The sequence below is a fragment of the Nocardioides sp. CPCC 206348 genome (genome assembly GCF_048654705.1).
Lineage (GTDB): Bacteria > Actinomycetota > Actinomycetes > Propionibacteriales > Nocardioidaceae > Nocardioides.
Genome location: NZ_JBMCZA010000217.1, coordinates 44,656 through 50,054, shown reverse-complemented (window position 1 = coordinate 50,054; position 5,399 = coordinate 44,656). Strand labels below are relative to the sequence as shown.

The window sequence follows — 5,399 nt, the reverse complement described above, 5'->3', positions numbered from 1 at the left end:
CCCGCCCGCCCTGGCCGGCCTGAAGGTCGTCCTGACCAACGACGACAGCGCCCGCGGTCTCGATGCCGGCTTCGGCACCGACGGCAAGGGCCTCTACGAGCTGCGCCGCGCGCTGTGCAACGCCGGTGCCGATGTCCTCGTCGTCGCGCCGTGGGCCCAGCAGAGTGGCGCCGGTGCGCGGATGACCTCGCCCGGCTTCTCGCCGATCAACATCACCGTGCAGGCCGTCACCCCGCCGGCGGCGTACGCCGGTGACTGCGGGGCCGCCTCGACCGGCGGCGCCGTGTTCGGCGTGTGTGTCGCGGCCGCGCCGTGCACGTCGACCTCGCCCTCGGCCTCGCCGGCCGATGCCGTGAACGTCGCGCTCAGCCGCTTCGCTGCCACCTACTGGTCCGAGGGCCCTGATGTGGTGCTCTCCGGCACGAACTTCGGGCAGAACGTCGGTTCGACCCTCAACCACTCCGGCACGGTCGGCGCGATCGTCACCGCCCACGAGTACGGCGTCCCGGCGCTCGCCTTCAGCGCCGAGGTCCCGCGCGACCTGGCCCAGATCCCGAACGTGCCCTTCGCCGCCACCGCGAACTTCGCGGTCCGCCTGCTCGGCGCCCTGGTCAAGCGGGACGCCCTCAAGGGCGACCTGGTCCTCAACGTCAACCACCCGTTCGTCGGAGCCGGCGAGACCATCGGGCGTGCGGTCCGGGCCGACGTCGGCCACAGCAATGACATCGGTCTGAGCTTCATCGACGACGTTCCGGCCACGGGCGGCACCTATCGCCTGACCGTCGGCGCCCCGGCCCCGGAGACCCGTCGCAACGCCGACACCACTGCGCTGGCCCGCAACGACATCCCGATCACCGCGCTCGACGGTGACTGGGGCACGTCGATGCCGATCCAGATCGCGCTGCTGGTCGCGTCACTCCGCTGACGTGCCGCCCGTCCGGTGACACGATGGGTCCGTGACCCACGCGTTGCCGGACGGGCAACCGGACATCTCGGGCGGCGACATGCTCGCGGCCGTCGTTGCCGACCTGGGCCGGATGATCACCGAACGCCGCGGACCGGCCCTGTCCGACGAGCCGGACGCGGTGCACCAGCTGCGGACCTCGGTGCGCCGGATGCGCAACGTGCTCGCGGCCTTCGACAGCTGCTTCGAGCAGGAGCCGGCCGGGAAGTTCGCCGTCGTGCTGGCCGCGTACGGCGGGCTGCTGGGGGAGTGCCGCGACCTCGAGGTACGGGCCGCCGACGCGACCGCCGTCCTGCGGGACCTGGGACAGGGCGATCTGTACGACGCCGTGGTCGAACCGCTCCTGACCGCCCACGACCGCGCCCACGCCGCACTCGTCGCCTGGCACCTCGCCGGTGGCGCGGAGAGCCTCGACGCCCTGCTGGTCCACTGGTCCGCCGACCCGCCGCTGACCGACCGGGCCGACCGGCCCGCCACGACCATCGCTGCCAGGGCGGTACGACGGCAGGTCCGCCGTGTGCTCGACCGGGCCGACCGGCTCGGCGGCGACGACGTGGCCGAGGCCGAGGAGGCGGTGCACGCCCTGCGTCGCGCGGCCCGGCGACTGCGGCACACGGCCGACGCCGTCGAGGGAGTCGACGGCCTCGACGGGGCCGCTGCCGTCGGCGGCCTCGGGCAGCGCATCCAGGGCCTGCTCGGCGACCATCGCGACGCGGTGTTGCTGGCCGACCACGTGCGGAGCTGCTCGGCGGACGTGGCCGACCGGACGTCGTACGACCGGGTGGTGGGGCGGGCCGAGACGCTGGCGGATGAGGCGATGGCCGGGCTCGACGGCGCCCTGGCGGACCTCCGCAGGGTGGTCGTCCCGTGAGACGGACGTCTTGTATCCTGAGACGAGGGGGCACCCTCATTCGACGGTCGATGGGCGACGGCGTACGGTGGGCGCATGCATGAACAGCTTCTCGTACGCACCGGACGCGCCGCCTGACATCGTCAGTGTGACGCGTCCCGCCCCTCGTTGCCCGGCAACCGAGGGGTTTTTGCTTGTACGACGATCACGGGCACAGGGGACGGGCAGATGAGCCCGGACATCGAGGCCCAGACAAATGAGCACAGACAGGAAGAAACCGGATGACTGAGCAGCAGGGCTCGGGCGAGACCATCACCGGCGCGCAGAGCCTGATCCGTTCGCTGGAGGCGGCCGGTGTCACTGACATCTTCGGCATCCCCGGCGGCGCGATCCTTCCCGCGTACGACCCCCTGATGGACAGCAGCATCCGGCACATCCTCGTACGCCACGAGCAGGGCGCCGGTCACGCTGCGCAGGGCTACGCCTCGGCGTCAGGACGCGTCGGCGTCTGCATGGCGACCTCCGGCCCGGGCGCGACCAACCTGGTCACCCCGATCGCCGACGCCCACATGGACTCCGTGCCCATGGTGGCGATCACCGGCCAGGTGGGCGCCGCGATGATCGGCACCGACGCGTTCCAGGAAGCCGACATCCGCGGCATCACGATGCCGATCACCAAGCACAACTTCCTGGTGACCGACCCGGCCGAGATCCCGATGAAGATCGCCGAGGCGTTCCACATCGCCTCGACCGGTCGACCCGGCCCGGTCCTCGTCGACGTCACCAAGTCGGCACTGCAGGCCACCACCAGCTACCAGTGGCCGACCGAGCTCAACCTGCCCGGCTACCGTCCGGTGACCCGCCCGCACGCCAAGCAGATCCGCGAGGCCGCGCGCCTCATGCTCGAGTCGCGCAAGCCCGTCCTGTACGTCGGCGGCGGCACCATCCGCTCCGGCGCCTCGAAGGAGCTGCTGGCCCTCGCCGAGCTCACCGGCATCCCGGTCGTCACGACCCTGATGGCCCGCGGCGCGTTCCCCGACAGCCACCCGCAGCACCTCGGCATGCCCGGCATGCACGGCACCGTGGCGGCCGTCGGTGCCCTGCAGAAGAGCGACCTGATCATCAGCCTGGGCGCTCGTTTCGACGACCGGGTGACCGGCAACCTGGATTCCTTCGCGCCGCACGCGCGGATCATCCACGCCGACATCGACCCGGCCGAGATCGGCAAGAACCGCTTCACCGACGTCCCTATCGTGGGCGACGTCCGCGAGGTCCTGGTCGACCTGCTCACCACGCTGCGCACCGAGCAGGACGCCGGCAACACGGGCGACTACGAGGGCTGGGTGGCGTTCTGTGCCGGCATGAAGCAGCAGTACCCCGTCGGGTACGACACCCCCGAGACCGGACTGTCGCCGCAGTACGTCATCGAGCGCCTCGGCGTGCTCTCTGGCCCCGACACGATCTACACCGCCGGCGTCGGCCAGCACCAGATGTGGGCGGCGCACTACGTCAAGTACGAGCGCCCCAACACCTGGATCAACTCCGGCGGCCTCGGCACGATGGGCTTCGCGGTTCCCGGCGCCATGGGTGCCAAGGTCGCGATGCCCGACCAGACCGTGTGGGCGATCGACGGTGACGGCTGTTTCCAGATGACCAACCAGGAACTGGCGACCTGCGCGATCAACGACATCCCGATCAAGGTCGCGATCATCAACAATGAGTCGCTCGGCATGGTGCGGCAGTGGCAGACGCTGTTCTACAACTCGCGCTACTCCAACACCGACCTGCACTCGAAGCGGATCCCCGACTTCGTGAAGCTCGCCGACGCCTACGGCTGCGTGGGCCTGTCGTGCGACTCGCCGGCCGACGTCGACGCGACGATCCAGAAGGCGATGGAGATCAACGACGTCCCGGTCGTCGTCGACTTCCGCGTGCACCGTGACGCCATGGTGTGGCCGATGGTCGCCGCCGGCACCAGCAACGACGAGATCAAGTACGCGCGCGACCTGGCGCCCGAGTTCGACAAGGACGACGTCTGATGGCGCAACACACACTGTCGGTCCTGGTCGAGAACAAGCCGGGCGTCCTGGCCCGGATCTCGGCACTGTTCAGCCGCCGCGGCTTCAACATCGAGTCGCTCGCTGTCGGCCCGACCGAGCACGCCGAGATCTCGCGGATGACCATCGTCGTCAACGTCGACGAGTCGCCGCTCGAGCAGGTCACCAAGCAGCTCAACAAGCTGGTCGAGGTGATCAAGATCGTCGAGCTCGATGCGGCGTCCTCGGTCACGCGTGAGCTCGTGATGGTCAAGGTCGGCGCCACGGCGGACAACCGCGGCGAGGTCCTCGACATCACCCAGCTGTTCAAGGCCAAGGTGATCGACGTCGCTTCGGACGCGATCACCATGCAGGTCGTCGGCAACTCCGACAAGATCGCAGACCTGCTGCGCGTGCTCGAGCCCTTCGGGATTCGCGAGCTCGTGCAGTCCGGCATGGTGGCCATCAGCCGCGGCTCGCGGTCGATCTCCGAGCGTGGCAAGCCGGTCGCCGTACCGGTTCCGCCCGCTGCCAACGCCTGACAACCCACCCACCCGAGAAACAAGGAGAGCCCCCAGTGGCTGAGATTTTCTACGACGACGACGCCGACCTGTCCCTGATCCAGGGCAAGCACGTCGCGGTCATCGGTTACGGCAGCCAGGGCCACGCCCACGCGCTCAACCTCCGCGACTCGGGCGTCGACGTCCGCGTCGGCCTGAAGGAGGGCTCGAAGAGCCGCGCCAAGGCCGAGGAGCAGGGCCTGCGCGTCCTCTCGGTCGCCGACGCTGTCGAGGAAGCCGACGTCATCGTCGTCCTCGCGCCCGACCAGTTCCAGCGCCACATCTACGCCGAGTCGATCGAGCCGCACATCGCCGAGGGCGACACCCTCGTCTTCGGTCACGGCTTCAACATCCGCTTCGGCTACATCAAGCCCCCGGCCGGCGTCGACGTCATCCTCGTCGCCCCGAAGGCCCCGGGCCACACCGTGCGTCGCGAGTACGTCGCCGGCCGCGGCATCCCGGACATCATCGCCGTCGAGCAGGACGCCTCGGGCACTGCCTGGGAGCTGGCCAAGTCCTATGCCAAGGGCATCGGCGGCACCCGCGCCGGCGTCATCAAGACCACCTTCACCGAGGAGACCGAGACCGACCTGTTCGGTGAGCAGGCCGTCCTCTGCGGTGGCGTCTCGCACCTGGTCCAGGCCGGTTTCGAGACCCTGACCGAGGCGGGCTACCAGCCCGAGATCGCCTACTTCGAGGTGCTCCACGAGCTCAAGCTCATCGTCGACCTCATGTGGGAGGGCGGCATCGCCAAGCAGCGCTGGTCGGTCTCCGACACCGCGGAGTACGGCGACTACGTCTCCGGCCCGCGCGTCGTGACCCCCGAGGTCAAGGCGTCGATGAAGGCGATCCTCGGCGACATCCAGTCGGGTGCCTTCGCCGAGCGCTTCATCGGCGACCAGGACAACGGCGGCGTCGAGTTCCTCAAGCTCCGCGAGGAGGAGGCCGCTCACTCCATCGAGGCGACCGGCAAGGCCCTGCGTTCGCAC

At 69.8% G+C, this 5,399-nt stretch carries 5 protein-coding genes; all 5 read left to right on the top strand.

Going from position 1 to position 5,399, the window contains the following annotated elements; genetic code table 11:
• A partial coding sequence (locus tag ACOADB_RS23990) for a 5'/3'-nucleotidase SurE (RefSeq protein WP_378604706.1) occupies window positions 1-925 on the top strand: 925 nt, incomplete at its 5' end.
• Between the two features lie 31 nt (window positions 926-956).
• Entirely contained in the window at window positions 957-1,835 is an 879-nt protein-coding gene (locus ACOADB_RS23985; protein ID WP_378604703.1) for a CHAD domain-containing protein, read from the top strand.
• A 260-nt stretch (window positions 1,836-2,095) separates the two neighbouring features.
• Complete coding sequence (locus ACOADB_RS23980; RefSeq protein WP_378604700.1) at window positions 2,096-3,853, top strand: acetolactate synthase large subunit; 1,758 nt, start codon at window positions 2,096-2,098, stop codon at window positions 3,851-3,853.
• Window positions 3,853-4,392, top strand: coding sequence for an acetolactate synthase small subunit (ilvN, locus tag ACOADB_RS23975; RefSeq protein ID WP_182377224.1), 540 nt, complete (start codon window positions 3,853-3,855; stop codon window positions 4,390-4,392). Before ACOADB_RS23980 ends, ilvN begins: the two co-directional genes overlap by 1 nt.
• Window positions 4,393-4,427: 35 nt before the next feature.
• On the top strand, window positions 4,428-5,399 hold a 972-nt coding region (gene ilvC / locus ACOADB_RS23970; RefSeq protein ID WP_378604696.1), incomplete at its 3' end, for a ketol-acid reductoisomerase.

Excerpts from the sequence above, each read along its gene's own strand:
- ACOADB_RS23980 (WP_378604700.1), top strand. The coding sequence starts at position 2,096 with ATGACTGAGCAGCAGGGCTCGGGCGAGACCATCACCGGCGCGCAGAGC.
- ilvN (WP_182377224.1), top strand. The coding sequence starts at position 3,853 with ATGGCGCAACACACACTGTCGGTCCTGGTCGAGAACAAGCCGGGCGTC.